We start from the raw sequence: 14,735 nt of genomic DNA, 5'->3' as shown, positions 1-14,735 counted from the left end.
TTCGGGTGATCAGCTTTCGGCGGGAGCGTCGGCTTCGGCGGCGGGAGCCGCGGCGGCCTTCTTCTCCTGCAGGGCAGCAGCCAGGCGAGCGACCTGGGAAGCCGGGGCGTTGAACAGACCCGCGGCCTTGGCCAGGTTGCCCTTCATCGCGCCCGCGAGCTTCGCGAGCAGCACCTCACGGCTTTCGAGGTCCGCGATAGCGGCGACCTCTTCGACCGAGAGCGGGCGGCCATCCATGTAGCCGCCCTTGATGACCAGGGCCTTGTTGTCCTTCGCGAAGTCGCGGATCGCCTTGGCGGCGTCAACGGGCTCGCCTTCGACGAACGCGATGGCGGTCGGACCGGACAGGAGAGCCTCGAGGCCCTCGACTCCGGCGTCCGCAGCGGCCAGCTTGACCAGCGTGTTCTTCGCGACGGTGTACTTGGTGCCCGCGCCGAGAGCGCGACGCAGCGTGGTGAGCTGCGCCATGGAGAGGCCACGGTACTCAGTGACAACCGCTGCCGAGCTGGTGCGGAACGAATCCGCAAGCTCAGCGACCGCCGTAACCTTCGTGGGCTTCGCCATGATCGCCTCCTCTCTGGGCTGGGTTAGACCGCCAGCCGAGAAGGCTCCGAAACAACAGAAACGCCCACGCGCACAAGCAGCACGGGGCGTCACAACGAACTTGAGCCTCGTCCTCCCTGCGCGGGCCGCCCGTGTTGCAACGGGGCCTTCGTTCTCCTCGCGGAGAAAACCAGCGGTCTTCGGTAGAACCACCGATGAGACTACGCGAGTCGTGTCCGCCGATCCAAATCGGCATGATGTGACCTGTGACCGACGAGCCCGGCAAGGACCTCGCGCCCCGCCAGCCGCAGCCCCCTGCCCCTCAGATGGACCCGGAGCAGCTGCGGCAGTTCCAGGAGTTCCAGCGCTTCCAGGAGTACCAGCGCTACCAGGAAGCCACGGGCCAGGCTCCCACATCGCCGAAGCACCCCCGCGGCAAACGCTGGTGGCTCGTCGTCCTGGCCAGCCGCCTCTTCTGGCGCGCCCTCTTCCTGCTCTTCGTGGTCATCGCCTCGATCTGGGCCTACAACCACTACTTCGGCCGCGACGAGGCGGGCGACATCGCCCAGGACAGCGGCGGCGTGACCGGCGCGGCCCAGGGCCTCTCCGCCCCGGCAGGCCTCCAGGGCACGGTCGGCATGTTCTACAAGCACGTCTCCTTCGCCGACACGACCCGCGCCTGCACCCTCTTCCTGCGCGACGACACCCGCCAAAAGTTCGCCAACGCCCACAACGCAAGCGATTGCGGGGCAGCGGTCAAGGCCCTGAAAGCCCAGGTCACCAGCGTCGACAAGTACCAGCAGGTCCAGTTCCCGCCGGACATGCTCAAAACCCCGACCACCACCAAGGTCACCATTGACTCCTGCGACCTCACCGTCGAAGGCGGTCCCCGCCTGGGCACCTTCGTCGTGGAGAAGGTCAACGCGGGCTGGGTGATCACCGACTGGTCCCCGAGCACCTGTGGCTGATCGGGACGCGCACCGCTGATGTTCCTGCTAGCCGCGCGCAAATGACTCGACGGCGCGGGCCAGGCTCTCCTCGCCGTGACCGTCGGCGACCTGCCGATCCACCAGGTCCTTCAGCGAGTCGAGTGCCGCGAACGGGACACCCTGCGATTCGGTGGCCCGGATGAGGAGAGCCAGGCCCGACTGGTTCATCGCGAGGCTCGACTCCCCGCCGGCGTAGCTCCCGCTGTCGATCTCCTCGGCGAACGTGTGTAGCGCGGGATGCATGTCCGTCAGCCAGGACAACAGCATCGACGTGAGGTCGGTGGCCTTGATGCCACCGGCTCGTGCCAGTGCCGCCGCGTGCAGGAACCCGCCGAGCAACCCGTACATCCCGGAGAGGATCGCCACGTCGTAGCCGGACGCACGACCGGCGTCCTCGCCCAGGAACGTGACTTTTCCCAGCAACGCCAACTGCTCGGACCACCGCTCGTGCACCGCCGGTGAGCCGCTGTAGTTGATCGCCGACGCGTCGGTGCCGATCGTCTGCGGCACCGCGTACACGGCTCCGTGGAGGTAGTCCGCGCCGTTCTCGGCGGCCCAGCGCGCCAGGTTGCGCGCCTCCTCGGGAGTGCCGGAGGTGAGGTTCACGAGAGCGCGCCCACGCACGTCCACGCCGTGCAGAACCTGTTGTGCCGCCTGGTTGTCGAGCACGGCGACGACCACCAGCCCACTCGCCGCCACCGCCTCGGCCGGAGTGGCTGCTACCGCGGCAGCCAGCCCGGAAGCCTTTGCGGCAGAACGGTTCCAGACCGCCGTGGGATGTCCTGCTCGCAGAAACGCTTGTGCCACAGCACGTCCGAGGTTGCCGAGGCCCAGCACGGTGATCGCTTCGGGTGTCATGCGTCCAGCTTCGCCGCGCGTGATCACCCCGGCCAGTGACCGGAATGACCCCTTTCGCCAAATTCCTGCCATAGGGTGGCGGACATGAGCGCCGGACCCGTGGCCCTGATCGTTCCCAGCGACTTCGGCGTGCCCGACCTTTACGAACTGGGCATCCCAGCGGCCGTCTTCGGCACTCCGCAGCCCGACCTCGCCGACCCCTGGTACGAGCTCTGGTTGTGCCGCACCGGAACCCGTGCGCGCGACACCAGACCGGGGTTCACGTTGCACAGCACCCACGGGCTCGATGACGTGGCCAAAGCGGCCACCGTCATCGTGTCGTGGGTGCCGGACGAGGTCATCGAGGACAACGCGCCGGTCCCGCGCGAACTGGTCACGGCACTGCGCCGAGCCCACGACAACGGCGCACGAATCGTGTCGGCGTGCGTCGGGGCGTTCGCGCTGGCCGAGGCCGGTTTGCTGGACGGCAGAAGGGCCACCGCGCACTGGATGCACACCGCGCTGCTGGCCGAGCGCTACCCGAAGGTCCAGGTCGACGACTCGCAGCTCTACATCGACGAGGGCGACGTGCTGACCAGCGCCGGCATGTCCGCGGGGCTCGACCTCTGCCTGCACCTGGTGCGCCGCGACCTCGGCGCCCACGTCGCGAACCAGCTCGCCCGCCGGATGGTCGTGCCAGGACATCGACCGGGTCACCTGGGTCAGTACGTCGACCTCTCGGTCCCGGCCGAGGACGAGGACGGCCTGGCGCCGGTGCTCGACTGGGCCCGCGCACGCCTCGACGAGCCGTTGACGATCGACGACCTGGCCCGCAAGGCCGCGATGAGCCCGCGGACCTTCTACCGCAAGCTCCAGGCCACCACCGGCACGACGCCGCTGCAGTGGTTGCTGAACGAACGCATCACCAGAGCACAGGTGCTGCTGGAGTCGACCGACCTGCCGATGGAGAAGATCGCCGGGTTGAGCGGCATCGGCACGGCGAACAACCTCCGCCACCACTTTCTGAAGCAAGTGGGGAAGTCCCCGAGCGACTACCGCCGTCAGCGGCGCTGAACGAGCAGAAAGGCCCCCGGCCGAAGCCGGGGGCCTTTCACAAACGATCTAGAACCGCGAGGCTCAGGCCTCGTCGACCAGCATGTTGCGGGTGCGAGCCGGGTCGACCGGGATGCCAGGGCCCATCGTCGTGGAGACGGTGACCTTCTTGACGTACCGGCCCTTGGCCGCGGACGGCTTGGCGCGGAGGATCTCGTCCAGCGCGGCCGCGTAGTTCTCGACCAGCTTCTCGGGCTCGAACGAGACCTTGCCGATGACGAAGTGCAGGTTGGCCTGCTTGTCAACGCGGAAGTTGATCTTTCCGCCCTTGATCTCGTTGACCGCCTTCGCGACCTCGGGGGTCACGGTGCCGGTCTTCGGGTTCGGCATCAGGCCACGCGGGCCCAGGATGCGGGCGATGCGGCCGACCTTCGCCATCTGGTCGGGGGTCGCGATCGCGGCGTCGAAGTCGAGCCAGCCACCCTGGATGCGCTCGATCAGGTCCTCGGAGCCAACGGCGTCCGCACCGGCGGCCTCGGCCTCAGCGGCCTTGTCGCCAACTGCGAAGACGATCACGCGGGCGGTCTTGCCCGTACCGTGCGGCAGATTCACGGTGCCGCGGACCATCTGGTCGGCCTTGCGAGGGTCGACGCCGAGGCAGATCGCAACCTCAACGGTCGAGTCCAGCTTCACCTTGGACGTTTCCTTGGCGAGCTTGGCGGCCTCGAGCGGCGAGTACAGCCGCTCCCGGTCCACCAGCTCTGCTGCGGCCTTGTAGGCCTTGCTGCGCTTCATAACTCTGTCCTTCGTGGATCAGTTCGTGGTGAATGAGCCGCGCTCGGCTCTCCCACGCTTGCTAAAAGAGGGTGTGGTCAGCCTTCGACCGTGATGCCCATGGAACGGGCGGTGCCGGCGATGATCTTCGCGGCCTGGTCGATGTCGTTCGCGTTCAGGTCGACCATCTTGACCTGCGCGATGCTGCGCACCTGCTCCATGGTCACCTTGGCGACCTTGACGCGGTGCGGCTCGCCGCTGCCCTTGTCGACACCAGCGGCGGCGAGGATGAGTCGCGCGGCCGGCGGGGTCTTCAGCTTGAAGTCGAACGAGCGGTCTTCGTACACGGAGATCTCAACCGGCACGACCTGACCGCGCTGCGACTCGGTCGCGGCGTTGTAGGCCTTGCAGAACTCCATGATGTTGACGCCGTGCTGACCCAGCGCGGGACCAACGGGAGGCGCCGGGTTGGCGGCACCAGCCTTGATCTGCAGCTTGATGATCGCTGACAGCTTCTTCTTCTTGGGAGGCATTGTCCGTACTTCCTGTTATTGCAGTGTCCGCGCGCGGCTCTGCCAGCCGCAGCGTGGCCGATCGGTCTTCCGGTGAGGGAAAACCGCTCAGATCTTGGAGACCTGGCTGAACGACAGCTCGACCGGCGTCTCCCGGCCGAAGATCGACACCAGGACCTTCAGCTTCTGGCCGTCCGCGTTGACCTCGCTGATCGTCGCGGGCAACGTCGCGAACGGGCCGTCCATGACGGTGACCGACTCGCCGACCTCGAAGTCGACCTCGATCGTCGGCTTCGACACGGTGGTGGAAGCGGCCTTCTTGCCCTCGGCCGGCTTCTGCTCCTGCTGCGGGAGCAGGAACTTCAGCACCTCGTCGATCGTGAGGGGCGAGGGCTTCGAGGTGGCTCCGACGAACCCGGTCACGCCCGGCGTGTTGCGGACGGCGCTCCAGGACGCGTCGGTGAGCTCCATGCGGACCAGGATGTAGCCGGGCAGCACCTTGCGCTGCACCAGCTTGCGCTGGCCGTTCTTGATCTCGGTGACCTCTTCGGTCGGCACCTCGACCTGGAAGATGTAGTCCTCCATGTCGAGCGTGTGGATACGAGTCTCGAGGTTCGCCTTGACCTTGTTCTCGTAGCCGGCGTACGAGTGCACGACGTACCAGTCGCCGGGCGCGCGGCGCAGGGCCTGGCGCAGCTCTTCGGCGGGGTCCTCGGGCTCTTCGTCGATCGGCGTCTCGTCGATCGCGAGAACGTCGGCGTCTTCCGAGGCGACGTCGGATTCGGACGCGTCGCTCTCGTCCGCGACGTCGGTGTCCTCGTCCTCGGAGTCCACAGCGTCAGACTCGACCGTCTCGTCGAGCGCGGTGTCCTCGGACACCTCGTCGTCGATGAGGTCGGTCTTCTCCTGGGCGTCTACGCCGTTATCGGAGGTCACTGTGGATCTCGCTTCCTGATTGCAGCGGCAGCTGTCCGGCTCAGCCGAACAACTCGAAAACAGCCGCGCCGAAGCCGAGGTCGAGAGCCCACACCAGCGCAACCATGAACACCACGAACACCAGGACGACGCCGGTGTACGTGACGAGCTGCTTGCGCGTCGGCCAGATCACCTTGCGGAGTTCGCCGACGACCTCGCGGATGTAGCGGAAGAACCGCCCGATCAGCGAGGGACGCTTCTCTTGTCCTTCACGGGCCTTGGTCGGGCGACCCTTCTTGGCGTCCTCGTCCGACTCGTCGGACTTGACGACGCTCTTCTTCGGCTCAGCGCTGCTGCCGTCCTTGCGGGCGGCTGGGCGAGAGGAGGCACGACGTTCACGTCGCGCCGCAGCAGTGGACGGCCGGACAGCGCCTTCGCGCTCCTCCGGCTGGTCCTGCTCGCGGCCCTCGCTCATGCCGTCCTCCACTCCACCCATGACGCTTTGACAGCAGGGGCGACAGGACTTGAACCTGCAACCTGCGGTTTTGGAGACCGCTGCTCTGCCAGTTGAGCTACACCCCTTTGAGATCCCGAACGAGACCCCCTGGCGCACAAGATTGAAAGTGTACGGGAGCATCCCCGGACCACTCCAACCAGACCGCTCAAGCATTCGCCGAGCGGCCTGTCGCACAGCCTACCCATACGAGTGCCGAGAAGACGAATCAGGGTCGGGCAACTGCGCCCGACCCCGTGTGTCAAAGAACACGTACGCGAGCAAAAGCGCCGGTCAGGACCGACTTGCCGTCGAAGGCCGCGTTGATGTTGACCTTCACAGTTCCGTCCTCGAAGACCTTGGTGATCTTCGCGGTCACGTCGACCTGCGCGCCCTCGTCGTCGTTGGGCACCACGACGGGCCGGCCGAACCGGCAGCCGTACTCCACGATCGCGCCGGGGTCGCCGATCCACTCCGCGACGATCCGCGACGCCACGGCCATCGTCAGCATGCCGTGCGCGATGACGTCCGGGAGGCCGACGTCCTTCGCGGTCTTCTCGTTCCAGTGGATCGGGTTGAAGTCCAGCGAGGCGCCCGCGTAGCGCACCAGGTCGTCGCGCCTGAGGCGGACGGACAGCGCCGGCAGTTCGGTGCCAACTTCGAAACTCACGCGTCTTCTCCCCTCACGACGAGCATCGACCTGGCGGTCGTGACGGGCGCGCCGTCGACCGTGCTGATCTCCGTCCGCACGGTCACCATGTCGTTGCCCATGCGGGACGTGATGGCGTCGATGTGCGCCACGCACACGAGCTGGTCGCCCGCGGTGATGGGCCGGTGGTGCGTGAAGTTCTGGTCGCCGTGCACGACCCGGCTGTAGTCGAGCTCCAGCACCGGGTCGAACATGACCGTCTCGTTCGTCTTCATCGACACCACGATCGCGAACGTCGGCGGCGCGATGACATCCCTGTGCCCCAACGCCTTCGCGGCTTCGGGGTCGCGGTACGCCGGGCTGGTCGCGCCGATGGCGTCGGCGAACTCGCGGATCTTCTCGCGGCTCACGTCGTACGGCTGCGACGGCGGATAACTACGTCCGGTGAAAGCGGGGTCGAGAGGCACCCGAAGAGCCTATATGCGACGAGGCCCGCCCCAGGTGTGGGACGGGCCTCGTCGAAGAATCGCTGCTACGCGCTCAGCGGGTTTCCTTGTGCGCGCGGTGCGTCTTGCAGTTCGGGCAGAACTTCTTGATCTCCAGGCGGTCCGGGTCGTTGCGCCGGTTCTTCCTGGTGATGTAGTTCCGGTGCTTGCACTCCTCGCACGCGAGGGTGATCTTCGGGCGTACGTCGGTTGCAGCCACGGTCCTTGCCTTCCTGAGAGCGCACTTGCCCCGGCCCCGGAGTGAGGCGACCGGTGCGGGCTTACCGCCCGGCGGGGATCTTGCTGAGTAGCGGTGGCCGGACTTGAACCGGCGACACAGCGATTATGAGCCGCTTGCTCTACCAACTGAGCTACACCGCTTTAACACAACTCAAGCCGCAGCGCTCAGCACTGCGGCCAGTTGTAGAGCCCCTTTACGGAATCGAACCGTAGACCTTCTCCTTACCATGGAGACGCTCTGCCGACTGAGCTAAAGGGGCCAGCTCTTCGTTCCTGCTGACACGCAGAACTCTACAACAGGCGTCCACCAAGAACGAAATCGGGGGGCCGCCTCAGTGGACCAAGGTGAGCACCGTCTCATCGCGAGCACCCCTGACCTGCACGGTTCGTGCCCGCAGCCAGGCTTCGAAGCGGTCCTCGGACAGCGGACGCGAGATCAAGTAGCCCTGGGCCACGTCGCAGCCCATGCCGACCAGCTGGTCGCGCGCGGCGTCGTCCTCAACGCCTTCCGCGACAACCACAAGGCCGAGCGAGTGCCCGAGCTCCACGATCGACCGGACCACGGCCATGTCGCCGAGATCCGTGCCCATCCCGAGCACGAACGACTTGTCGATCTTCACCTCGTCCACCGGCAGCTGCCGCAGGTACGCCAGCGACGAGTAGCCGGTGCCGAAGTCGTCGACCGCCAGCACGACACCGATCGCGTGCAGGCGCCGCAGCACCGGCAGAGCGCGCTCGGGATCGGCCATGACGCCCGACTCGGTGAGCTCGAAGGTCAGCAGCCCGGACGGCACGTCGTGGCGTTCCAGGGCCGCCGACACGCGGTTCGGGAAGTCCTCGTCGCCCAACGTCCGCACGGACAGGTTGACCGCGATGGACATCCGCAGCCCGCGGTCGAGCCAGCGGCGCACGCGTTCCAGCGCGCGATCCATCACGAAGTCCGTCAGCACGTCCACGAGACCGGTGGCCTCGACGGCGGGCACGAACTCGTCCGGGTCGACGCGGCCGAACTCCGGATGTGTCCAGCGCACCAACGCTTCCGCGCCCACGACCTGACGTGACGGCAGGGCGACCTTGGGCTGGTAGTGCACCGAGATCTGCCCGGTCTCGACGGCCTGGCGGAACTGCGTCACGAGCTGGAAGCGGCGCAGGAACAGGTGGCCCATCGAAGGCGCGTAGGCCTTCACGGGCGTGCCTTCCGTCGTCGCGCGCACGGCGACGTCCGCCCGCTGCAGCAACGCGTCGGGGTCCGGGTCCTCGGTCTCGGAGTCCGCTTTGGACGCGTAGCCGACGACCGCGGAGGCCTCGACCGTGAGCCGGTCCACCGGGTACGGCACGGAAAGCCCTGCACGCAACCGTTCCGCGATCTCGTGGGCATCGCCTGCGCGCGGGTCGTCGAGGTAGGCCGCGAACGCGCCACCCTCCAACCGCGCCAGGGGGACGTCGGCACCGAGAGCGTCGCGCAGCCGGCGTCCGGCCGCGACGACCATGCGGTTTCCCCAGGCCTGGCCCAGTGCGTCGGACACCGTCGACAGGATGTCGAGGTCGATCCGCAGCACCACACCCTTCTGGGAGTCGTGCAACGGCTCGGCGCACGCTTCGCGGAAGCCAGGTCGGTTCAGCAGACCGGTCAGCGGGTCGTGGTAGGCGTCGTGGCGCAACCGGGCCAGCAGGCGCCGGTTGTCGACGGCCGTCGCGAGGTGCGAGGCCAGGGTCCTGAGCAGCTGGATGTCCGCCTTGCCGAACCCGCGCCAGCGGGAGAGCCGGTCGTGCGCCTCGACCGCGCCGAGCAGCTGGGTCGCCCCGCGCAACGGGACGACGAGCGCTTCTTGCGCGTCGCGGCGGAGCAGAGCCTCGGTGACGTCCTCGGTCGCGTCGGCCACGCGGTAGTAGCGGACGTGCGTGCCGGGCAGCTGCAGGATCGGGTCCTCGCGCACGGCCCTCGGGTCGGTCGCGGTCATCTCCTCGGGCAGCGGTTCGCCGGCGACGAGGGTGATCATGGCTTCCTGCGGGTCGGTGCGCAGGCGCAGCACGACCCTGTTGGCGTTGAGCTGCTCGCGGATGCGTTCCGCGATGAGCTGCCACTCGTCCTCTTCGACGCCCGTCGTCAGGTCGTCGTCGGGCTGGCGCGGGCCGGTGCCGTGCTGTCCCGACCTCGCGACACGGAGGCTGACCTCGCTCAACGCCTCGAGGTCGCGCTGTTCGCGCAGCAGTCCCGAGTAGGCGAGGTAGGTGGCCACGATGCCCGCGAGCACCAGGATGATCAGGGCGGCGCCCCACGGCGTGGTGGCGACGATCTGATAGCCGACGAGACCGGCCGAGGTGTTCAGCAGCGCGACGACGAGCGTCTGCAGCACGAGACGGACGCTGTTGCCGACGCGCATCGACTTGCCCATGAGCCGCAACGCGCAGAGGCCCAGCACGCTCGCGAGCAGCGGCACGGTGATGGTGCCGACGAACGCGCCCGCCCAGAACGGCCCACCGGCGCCGATCATCCTGTTCACGGCCTCGGCCGCGGCGAACGCGACGGAGATCTCCATGAACATGAGGCCCGCGTTGTACACGGCGCGGTCCAGGATCCGCCTGCCGAGCAACGTGCCCACGCCCGCGACCACGTGCGCGGCGAGCACGACCTCGAACGGGGCCACCAGAAGCCCGAGCACCAGCGGGATCTCGGTGAAGGAGATCGTCCACGCGACGCCGCTGCGGACGTCGACGTTGATGGCGAGCTGTTCCGCCAGCAGGAAGCCGACTACGAGAAGGGGGCCGATCCAGAAGAGAGACGTGGTCTCTTTGTCCGGAAGCCAGGCCGCGACCATGCCCGCGCAGACGACGCCGGCCACCAGCAGGGTGACGGCGAACGCGCTGAACGCGCGGTTGGTCGACTTGGCCGACCAGGCGGCCGAGTCCGACACGGGGGCCGACGCTCGGTCGGACATCCAGCCTCCTCGTCGGCCTGGGGTGGGGGGGACCTCTAGGCGTGACTGAGGGGTCCCGCACTTGGCGATCAGGACCCCTCCAGGGGCACCAATGTACCCCGCTCGGGGGACGAAATGGCAGGTCGAGCACCCCTAGTGACTTCGATTCACCCAGACGTGGTTACACGCTCAGGTGTCCTCGGAGCACTGTGACCGCCTGCCCCGAGAGCAGTACGCGATCTTGGGCGAGGGTCGCCCGCACGAACCCTCCGCGCGGCGACGCCTGCTCCGCCAGCAGGTCAGCGCGCTGGAGCCGAGGCACCCAATAGGACGCCAGCGTGCAGTGGGCCGAACCGGTGACGGGGTCCTCCGGGATGCCGGCGGCCGGATAAAAACAGCGACTCACGATGTCCGCGTCGCCGTCGCCGGCGGCCGTCACGATTACTCCGCGTGACGAGATCTGTGTCAGTCCTTGGACATCAGGTCGCAAGGAACGGACTTCCGCGGCGCTTTCCAACTCGATCAGGTAGTCGAAGCGCCCACGTGAGACGGACTTGATCGTCGCATGTGGAAGCGCTTCCGCTAGTCCGATTGGCGGGTCAGTCAACTCTGGCGGGTCCGCCGGGAAGTCCATCCGGATCCATCCATCGTCATTCACGCATGTGAGGACCCCACTACGCGTGGTGAACTTCTGCTCCCCGCCCAGCACGTGCGCGGTGGCGAGCGTGGCGTGCCCGCAGAGGTCGACCTCGAGTTCCGGGGTGAACCATCGAAGGTGGTTGTCGGGGGTGACGAACGCCGTCTCGGCGTGCTTCATCTCGGCGGCGATGTTCTGCATCCAGGCGTCGTCGCGCGATTCCGTCAGGAGCACGACAGCGGCAGGGTTGCCCGCGAAGGGCCGGTCGGTGAACGAATCCACCACGTAGATCTCCACACCCCGACCCTGCCATGCTCAGATGGGGTTGTGAGCGAGATTTTCACGTACCGCGAAACAGATCCGGACTCGCTGGCGCCGACCTGGGGACCACTGCGCACCCACGGGCTGGCCTGGCAGCCGGGCTGGAACCTGCCCGCGCTGCTCGACGAGTGGGAACCCCGTCTCACGGGACTGGACGACCCGGACACCGCCGCGATCGTCACACTGCCCAGCCACGAGACCGCCGACGCGCTTCCGTTGATCCAACGCGGTTTCGCGCCGCTGATCGTGATCGCGGAACGCCTCGCGGGTGCGCCCGTGCCGTCTCGGCCCGCACAGGTGCGAGTGCGGCCGGCCACGCACGCCGACCTCGACGTCGCAGTCGAGCTGAACATGAACACGATCCGGTACGACACCGCGTTCGGCATGGTCACCGAACGCGCGAACAGCGCGGAACACCTGCGGACCTCGCTGGCCGCGGCACTCGACCGCGACCACGAGGCGATGTGGCTCGCCGTTCGCGACGACACGCCCATCGGCATGCTCTACCTCGACATGCCGCAGGACGCGCAGTGGATGGAGCGCTACACCGACGTCCGTCCGTTCGCCTACCTCGGACATCTGGGAGTACGGCCGGACGCACGTGGCAGCGGGGCGGGAGGCGCTCTCGTGAGGCACGCTCACTCCCTGTTGGACGCCTCCGGAGTGGCATCGACGCTGCTCCACCACGCTCTGCCGAACCCGCGCTCGACGCCGTTCTGGTACTCGCACGGCTATCGGCCGAGCTGGACGCTGTGGGTTCGCCGTCCGGCTTTGCGCACGTCGCACGGCGTGTCTTCGTGACCCGAACGGCGTAGTGGCGCATGATCTACCCGTTCACACAAGCGAAGAACCCAAACGAACCCGTACTTGTGGAACGAATTCGGCCTCTATTTCGACAAAGGGGTAGCGGATTCGGGCACCACACCTGGGGGGTCGAGATGGAACTCAGCGGAAGAGCAAGGTCAATGCTGCGGGCCGTCGAGGCGGGCCGTGCCGAGGTCACCGGCGGCACAGAGCCCGAGCTGTACGTCGACGGACTGCCCTGCTGCGACCAGATGGCGACGCACGACCTCGTGCACGCGGGACTGCTGCGCCCCACGCGGCCAACGAGCTTCGGCCGCCGCGTCTGCGCGGAACTGACCGACGACGGCCGGGCGGCGCTCGCCGCGAGTTGATCGGCGTGTTGATCGCCCAATGATCGAACATCTGTTCGACATGGGGTATGCTGCGCGCTGAGGCCGGCACGCAAGAGAGAGGAAGCTCTTGCGCGCCGGCTTCAACCTTCCCCTGTGGACTCAGGCCACCTTCTGCTGCGTGCCCACGTTCATCCGGTTCCAGAGGTTGATCGCACCGATGGCGATCATGAGACCGGCGAGCTGCTCCTCGTCGTAGTGCCTGGCGGCCTCTTCCCACACCTCGTCGCTCACGTGCACCTGCGTGACCTGTTCAGCGAGCGCGAACCCGGCCTTCTCGGCGTCGCTGTAGTACGGCACGTCCCTCCAGCCGGCGACGGCGTAGACCTTCTCGTCCGCCACCTTCGCCTCACGCAGGAGCTTGGTGTGGTAGTCGATGCACGCGCCGCAGCCGTTCATGATGCTGACGCGCAGGCAGATCAACTCGACGTAGTCCTTGTCCAGTCCCGTCTTCCCCGCGGCCGCGGACAGGTCGAGCAGGGCCTTCATGGCACCGGGTACCGACAAGATCGGGTTGGCGATCCTCATCTTCGTTCTCCTGTCTTCAACGTCTTCTGCCTTCTCGACCCGGCAGGCGACGCAGGTGTGACAGGTTCTTCGAAGATTTTTTCTACGCGCTGAGCCCCTTGCCGAGACCACCGTCGACGGCCAGCTCGGACCCGGTGGTGAAGGTGGCGTCGAACGCCAGGAACAGCACCGCGTCCGCCACCTCGTTCATCGTGCCGTGGCGCTTGAGCGGCGTGATCCGGTCGCCCTGGTCCTTGAACTGCTGCAGAACCTCTTGCGGCACACCGGTCACGCCCATCGACGGCGTGTCGATGAAGCCGGGGCTGACGACGTTGACCCGGATGCCGCGCGGGGCCAACTCGGCTGCGAGACCCCGGGAGAACGCCCTGACCGCTGCCTTCGCGCCCGCGTAGACGCTCAGGCCGGGCGTGCCCAGGTTCACGGCGACACTGGTGGTGAAGACGATCGAGCCACCTTCCCTGATCAGCGGGGCCAGGTGCTGGGCGGTGAAGAACGCGCCCTTGGTGTTCACGTCGAACGTGCGGTCGTAGTCGGTCTCGGTGGCCGTGTCGAACGGCGTGAGCGTGGAGAAGCCGACGTTGATGAAGAGCAGGTCGATGTCGTGGAGTCGTTGTGCGACTTCGGTTCTGAGGGCTGCCACGTCGTCGAGGTTCGCCGCGTCGGACGCGACGGCGTGGGCTTTGACGCCCTCGGCCTTCTCGATCGTGCGGCCGGTCAGCAGGACCTCGGCGCCTCCGTCGATCAGCTTGTCCACGACCGCGCGGCCCATGCCGTGCGTGCCGCCCGTGACGACGGCCTTCTTGCCCAGGTACTTCACCGGATCTCCTCGATGACGCTCGCGATGCTGTGCGCGCCGTGGCCGTTGCTCTGGGCGCGCCGGAACAGGTCGTGCAGGGCTTTTGGGACCGTGGTGTCGAGGCCTTGCTCCTCGCTGGCCCTGGTGAGCAGACGCAGGCCTTCCACGTTGATGTCCAAAGCGGACACGTCGGTCTCGTAGTTCCGGTGCGCTGTCTGCTCGCCCATCTCGGGCAGGAAGGTGCCGACGGTGGCGAGCCAGTCGGTGGCCAGCGGCGTGAACTGCTGCGCAGTGATGCCGGCGGTCTGGATCAGCGCTTGTGCCTGGAGGTAGCCGCCGAACGTCGACCACATGATTCCGAGCAGGGCCAGGTCGTACAGGGCGGCCAGGCCGGCGTCCTCACCGACGTGGACGGGCTCGCCGAACGCTTCGAGCACGTGGTGCTCGGGTTGGCCGCTGTACAGGATCCGGGCCTGCTTCGTGCCGATCTGCTGCGGCACAGCCATGATCACGCCGTCGACGTACTCCACGCCGTTGCTCTTCGCCCACTCCGCGGTTGCCCGTGCGTCTTGGGGCGTGCCGGAGGTCAGGTTGACGAGCGTCTTGATTTTGTTCGTCAGCAGTGGTTTCTGAACGTCGTAGGTTGACAGGCACGTCACCACGACGTCCGCGTCGAACGCTTCTTCTGGTGTGGCAACGCTTTTGGCGCCAGGAAGCGTCTTCGGCGTCCGGTTCCACACGGTCACTTCGTAGTCCTGGTCGACCAGGGCGGTGGCGAGCGCGCTGCCCATCCGGCCGAGGCCGAGCACGCTCACGGTTTTCTTGATCCCCATGCCTTGAATGGTCGTTCTG

The 14,735-nt window shown here is 67.2% G+C and carries 18 protein-coding genes and 3 tRNA genes; 4 read left to right on the top strand and 17 right to left on the bottom strand.

Translation table 11 applies throughout. From position 1 onward, the window contains the following. Nucleotides 1-9: 9 nt before the first annotated feature. On the bottom strand, nucleotides 10-564 hold the full coding sequence (rplJ, locus tag ABZ345_RS41700; RefSeq protein ID WP_359860498.1) for a 50S ribosomal protein L10: 555 nt from the start codon (nucleotides 562-564) through the stop codon (nucleotides 10-12). Between the two features lie 245 nt (nucleotides 565-809). Here rplJ and ABZ345_RS41695 point away from each other — a divergent pair, with 245 nt between their 5' ends. Continuing rightward, nucleotides 810-1,511, top strand: a complete 702-nt coding sequence (locus tag ABZ345_RS41695) for a hypothetical protein (protein WP_359860497.1) — start codon at nucleotides 810-812, stop codon at nucleotides 1,509-1,511. Nucleotides 1,512-1,538: 27 nt separating this feature from the next. On the opposite strand, the gene ABZ345_RS41690 is transcribed toward ABZ345_RS41695, so the two are convergent. Then, on the bottom strand, nucleotides 1,539-2,390 hold the full coding sequence (locus tag ABZ345_RS41690) for an NAD(P)-binding domain-containing protein (protein WP_359860496.1): 852 nt from the start codon (nucleotides 2,388-2,390) through the stop codon (nucleotides 1,539-1,541). A gap of 84 nt (nucleotides 2,391-2,474) precedes the next feature. On the opposite strand from ABZ345_RS41690, the gene ABZ345_RS41685 reads away from it, so the two are divergent. After that, a complete protein-coding gene (locus tag ABZ345_RS41685) occupies nucleotides 2,475-3,443 on the top strand; it encodes a helix-turn-helix domain-containing protein (protein ID WP_359860495.1) in 969 nt (322 codons plus the stop codon). Nucleotides 3,444-3,506: 63 nt separating this feature from the next. Here ABZ345_RS41685 and rplA read toward each other — a convergent pair whose 3' ends face one another. From rplA to ABZ345_RS41625, 12 genes are all read right to left on the bottom strand, one after another. Then, entirely contained in the window at nucleotides 3,507-4,217 is a 711-nt protein-coding gene (rplA, locus tag ABZ345_RS41680; protein ID WP_359860494.1) for a 50S ribosomal protein L1, read from the bottom strand. Between the two features lie 77 nt (nucleotides 4,218-4,294). Further along, nucleotides 4,295-4,729 (bottom strand): 50S ribosomal protein L11, encoded by a 435-nt coding sequence (rplK, locus tag ABZ345_RS41675; RefSeq protein ID WP_030478269.1) that lies wholly within the window; start codon nucleotides 4,727-4,729, stop codon nucleotides 4,295-4,297. 87 nt (nucleotides 4,730-4,816) lie between these two features. Further along, the gene (nusG, locus tag ABZ345_RS41670; protein WP_359860493.1) at nucleotides 4,817-5,644 is read right to left on the bottom strand and encodes a transcription termination/antitermination protein NusG; all 828 of its coding nucleotides are present in this window, start codon (nucleotides 5,642-5,644) and stop codon (nucleotides 4,817-4,819) included. 40 nt (nucleotides 5,645-5,684) lie between these two features. Then, nucleotides 5,685-6,098: a preprotein translocase subunit SecE gene (gene secE, locus ABZ345_RS41665; RefSeq protein WP_359860492.1), complete on the bottom strand. Its 414-nt coding sequence runs from the start codon at nucleotides 6,096-6,098 to the stop codon at nucleotides 5,685-5,687. Nucleotides 6,099-6,132: 34 nt separating this feature from the next. Further along, nucleotides 6,133-6,205: transfer RNA gene (locus ABZ345_RS41660), tRNA-Trp, on the bottom strand. A gap of 173 nt (nucleotides 6,206-6,378) precedes the next feature. Further along, complete coding sequence (locus ABZ345_RS41655) at nucleotides 6,379-6,786, bottom strand: MaoC/PaaZ C-terminal domain-containing protein (RefSeq protein ID WP_359860491.1); 408 nt, start codon at nucleotides 6,784-6,786, stop codon at nucleotides 6,379-6,381. Beyond that, the gene (locus tag ABZ345_RS41650) at nucleotides 6,783-7,232 is read right to left on the bottom strand and encodes a MaoC family dehydratase N-terminal domain-containing protein (protein ID WP_359860490.1); all 450 of its coding nucleotides are present in this window, start codon (nucleotides 7,230-7,232) and stop codon (nucleotides 6,783-6,785) included. The genes ABZ345_RS41655 and ABZ345_RS41650 overlap by 4 nt, the downstream gene beginning before the upstream one ends. A gap of 73 nt (nucleotides 7,233-7,305) precedes the next feature. Further along, nucleotides 7,306-7,470 carry a 50S ribosomal protein L33 gene (gene rpmG, locus ABZ345_RS41645; protein ID WP_015105301.1) on the bottom strand — a complete coding sequence of 55 codons (165 nt, stop codon included), beginning with the start codon at nucleotides 7,468-7,470 and terminating at the stop codon, nucleotides 7,306-7,308. Between the two features lie 88 nt (nucleotides 7,471-7,558). Then, a tRNA-Met gene (locus tag ABZ345_RS41640) sits at nucleotides 7,559-7,631 on the bottom strand. A 46-nt stretch (nucleotides 7,632-7,677) separates the two neighbouring features. After that, nucleotides 7,678-7,750, bottom strand: a tRNA-Thr gene (locus ABZ345_RS41635). Nucleotides 7,751-7,822: 72 nt separating this feature from the next. Further along, the gene (locus ABZ345_RS41630) at nucleotides 7,823-10,429 is read right to left on the bottom strand and encodes an EAL domain-containing protein (protein WP_359860489.1); all 2,607 of its coding nucleotides are present in this window, start codon (nucleotides 10,427-10,429) and stop codon (nucleotides 7,823-7,825) included. Between the two features lie 160 nt (nucleotides 10,430-10,589). Next, the gene (locus ABZ345_RS41625) at nucleotides 10,590-11,342 is read right to left on the bottom strand and encodes a PhzF family phenazine biosynthesis protein (protein ID WP_359860488.1); all 753 of its coding nucleotides are present in this window, start codon (nucleotides 11,340-11,342) and stop codon (nucleotides 10,590-10,592) included. Between the two features lie 30 nt (nucleotides 11,343-11,372). Here ABZ345_RS41625 and ABZ345_RS41620 point away from each other — a divergent pair, with 30 nt between their 5' ends. Both ABZ345_RS41620 and ABZ345_RS41615 read left to right on the top strand, forming a co-directional pair. Next, complete coding sequence (locus tag ABZ345_RS41620) at nucleotides 11,373-12,167, top strand: GNAT family N-acetyltransferase (protein WP_359860487.1); 795 nt, start codon at nucleotides 11,373-11,375, stop codon at nucleotides 12,165-12,167. 164 nt (nucleotides 12,168-12,331) lie between these two features. Further along, nucleotides 12,332-12,541, top strand: a complete 210-nt coding sequence (locus ABZ345_RS41615; protein ID WP_359860486.1) for a hypothetical protein — start codon at nucleotides 12,332-12,334, stop codon at nucleotides 12,539-12,541. Between the two features lie 120 nt (nucleotides 12,542-12,661). Here ABZ345_RS41615 and ABZ345_RS41610 read toward each other — a convergent pair whose 3' ends face one another. The 3 genes from ABZ345_RS41610 to ABZ345_RS41600 all read right to left on the bottom strand — a co-directional run bounded on the left by ABZ345_RS41610 (nucleotide 12,662) and on the right by ABZ345_RS41600 (nucleotide 14,716). Continuing rightward, nucleotides 12,662-13,087: a carboxymuconolactone decarboxylase family protein gene (locus ABZ345_RS41610; RefSeq protein ID WP_359860485.1), complete on the bottom strand. Its 426-nt coding sequence runs from the start codon at nucleotides 13,085-13,087 to the stop codon at nucleotides 12,662-12,664. A gap of 82 nt (nucleotides 13,088-13,169) precedes the next feature. Further along, nucleotides 13,170-13,904, bottom strand: coding sequence for an SDR family oxidoreductase (locus ABZ345_RS41605; RefSeq protein WP_359860484.1), 735 nt, complete (start codon nucleotides 13,902-13,904; stop codon nucleotides 13,170-13,172). After that, nucleotides 13,901-14,716, bottom strand: a complete 816-nt coding sequence (locus ABZ345_RS41600; protein ID WP_359860483.1) for an NAD(P)-binding domain-containing protein — start codon at nucleotides 14,714-14,716, stop codon at nucleotides 13,901-13,903. The genes ABZ345_RS41605 and ABZ345_RS41600 overlap by 4 nt, the downstream gene beginning before the upstream one ends. Nucleotides 14,717-14,735 lie beyond the last annotated feature (19 nt).

This window comes from Lentzea sp. NPDC005914 (assembly GCF_040629405.1).
GTDB lineage: Bacteria > Actinomycetota > Actinomycetes > Mycobacteriales > Pseudonocardiaceae > Lentzea.
The sequence above is the reverse complement of the archived record's forward strand: the minus strand, read 5'-3'. Positions and strand labels throughout refer to the sequence as shown.